Origin of the sequence: Planktothrix sp. FACHB-1355, from assembly GCF_014748295.1 — a bacterium.
Lineage (GTDB): Bacteria > Cyanobacteriota > Cyanobacteriia > Cyanobacteriales > Aerosakkonemataceae > Aerosakkonema > Aerosakkonema funiforme_A.
On the sequence record NZ_JACJUP010001101.1, the window covers coordinates 1 to 2,288 of the forward strand.

General features: G+C 46.4%; 3 protein-coding genes and 1 pseudogene. All 4 read left to right on the top strand.

Translation table 11 applies throughout. From position 1 onward, the window contains the following. On the top strand, positions 1-190 hold a 190-nt coding region (locus H6S82_RS29465), incomplete at its 5' end, for a P-loop NTPase (RefSeq protein WP_191057198.1). Positions 191-343: 153 nt separating this feature from the next. Then, entirely contained in the window at positions 344-1,624 is a 1,281-nt protein-coding gene (gene rodA / locus H6S82_RS29470; protein ID WP_190472508.1) for a rod shape-determining protein RodA, read from the top strand. Between the two features lie 29 nt (positions 1,625-1,653). Then, positions 1,654-1,851: an NAD(P)H dehydrogenase subunit NdhS gene (locus H6S82_RS29475; RefSeq protein ID WP_190472511.1), complete on the top strand. Its 198-nt coding sequence runs from the start codon at positions 1,654-1,656 to the stop codon at positions 1,849-1,851. Positions 1,852-1,932: 81 nt separating this feature from the next. Next, positions 1,933-2,288: pseudogene (locus H6S82_RS29480) on the top strand (hypothetical protein); the annotation flags it as partial.

Sequence of the window (2,288 nt, forward strand, 5' to 3'; positions counted from 1 at the left end):
AGGCGAGAAAACAGCGGCTGAATTGGGTGTACCGCTGCTGGGGTGCGTGCCTCTGGAAATTTCTTTGCGCCAAGGAGGCGATCGCGGCTTGCCTATTGTTGTCGCCGATCCGAATTCGGCTTCGGCAAAAGCTTTGATGGCAATCGCCCAGCGCATTGCCGGCAAGGTTTCGGTAGCTGCTTTAGCTTAATAACTGGGTGTATGAAATGAAAAGGCGATCGGTTATCGGCGATCGCTAAATTTAAAATTGCAGATGACCGATCGCAAATTCAATTTCACCTAAAATCTAAAACTAAACTCTAAAACTGCCCATTCCCTTTTCCCCATTCACGATTGAGTATCTATGTTGGATTTGTTCAACCCATTTCGCTGGAAAGCAAGGTTTTTACCGTGGCAAGAGATGGACTGGTGGCTTTTTGCCTTGCCTGTAGGGCTGAGCGTTTTTGGCGGTGTGATGATCCGCAGTACAGAATTGAATACCCCCGTTACCGACTGGTGGCAGCACTGGCTTATAACTGGAATCGGTGTGGTAATAATGCTTTTCTTAGCCCGCTGTCGTTACGAAAACCTGATCGATTGGCACTGGTATATTTACGGTGTCACTAACGTTTTGCTAATAGCGGTAATGATCCTGGGCTATAGCGCCAAAGGGGCGCAACGATGGATAAGTATCGGCGGCTTCAATTTCCAACCCTCAGAATTTGCCAAGCTGGGATTGATTATCACTTTGGCTGCACTTTTGCACTCTGAGGGCGCGTCGAATATTTTTTCTGCTCTCAGAGCTTTGGCAGTTACAGCAGTTCCTTGGCTTTTAGTATTCATACAGCCGGACTTGGGCACTTCTTTGGTGTTTGGTGCGATCGTTCTGGGTATGCTTTACTGGGGCAATGCCAATCCCGGCTGGTTGATACTTCTGGTTTCTCCCGTTGTTTCGGCTGTTGTGTTTAATGCCTTTTTGCTCAATCCATATTCGCCGGAATGGATGGCTTGGGCAGTATTAATTACTTGGGCAACTTTGATGAGCTTAATTGCTTGGCGCACTCTGCCCTGGCGGTGGACGATCGCAGGCGCTTTTGCAATTAACATCTTAGGTGGCGAAATCGGACACCTGTTATGGGAAATATTGAAAGAATATCAAAAAAACCGCTTGATTCTATTTTTGAATCCAGAAAAAGACCCATTGGGAGGAGGATACCACCTCATACAATCTCGGATTGCGATCGGTTCCGGACAGGTGTGGGGCAGGGGTCTTCATAACGGCACTCAAACTCAGCTGCACTTTATCCCAGAACAACATACAGATTTTATCTTCTCCGCGATCGGTGAAGAATTGGGATTTGTGGGCTGTATTCTGGTTATGGTAGTGTTCTGGTTAATCTGTCTGCGCTTGATTATTCTTGCTGAGAATGCCAAAGACAATTTTGGTTCCCTGTTGGCGATTGGCGTCTTAGCTATGATCGTGTTTCAGGTCATCGTTAATATAGGTATGACGATCGGCCTAGCACCTGTCACCGGAATTCCCCTCCCTTGGGTCAGTTACGGACGTTCGGCGATGCTCACCAATTTTATTTCCCTCGGTTTGGTAGAATCGGTGTCAACTTACCGACAGCGACTTAGGTTTTAGTAGCAAGGCAATTAGAAGAGGAAAAAATCATGATTTTGCCCGGTTCGGCAGTGCGAGTAAAGAATGGCTCGGATATTTACTACGGCTATCAAGGGCTAGTTCAACGTGTTAGCGATGGCAAAGCAGCCGTTCTTTTTGAAGGTGGAAATTGGGATAAATTGGTAACATTCCGACTTTCAGAATTGGAACTGGTAGATGCTACGGCTGGTCGCAAAAAAGCCAAATAGCTAATCGTTCATTGTTCATTGGGCAATGGCAATTTAACAATGAACAATGGACAATGAACAATGAACAGTAAACTTTTGGTTATGCGTCTTCCCTTACCACAATTTTCACAAAATCAACGTCACCCAGATCACTTTGCAGAAGTAATAGAAACGGGAACAACTGAATTTTTAGGGCAATGTTTGGAACCGGAAACTCTGAATTTTCCAGCTATGCCACCTTTTGGTTGTTGGGTGAGGTCGGTGGATGAAGAATCGAGCAATCAGATCTATGCTGTGGTTTATCATGCCACGACGATGCCGATCGACACAATTCATCGGGCTAGAGCTCTGGGAATGACGATCGAGGAGTTGCGCGAGGAACAACCCCAGATTTTTGCGATGCTCAAAACGGAATTTCGAGCTGCTATTGTGGGGTATCGCTCGCCATCGAGGGGAAC

Excerpts from the sequence above, each read along its gene's own strand:
- rodA (WP_190472508.1), top strand. The coding sequence starts at position 344 with ATGTTGGATTTGTTCAACCCATTTCGCTGGAAAGCAAGGTTTTTACCG.
- H6S82_RS29475 (WP_190472511.1), top strand. The coding sequence starts at position 1,654 with ATGATTTTGCCCGGTTCGGCAGTGCGAGTAAAGAATGGCTCGGATATT.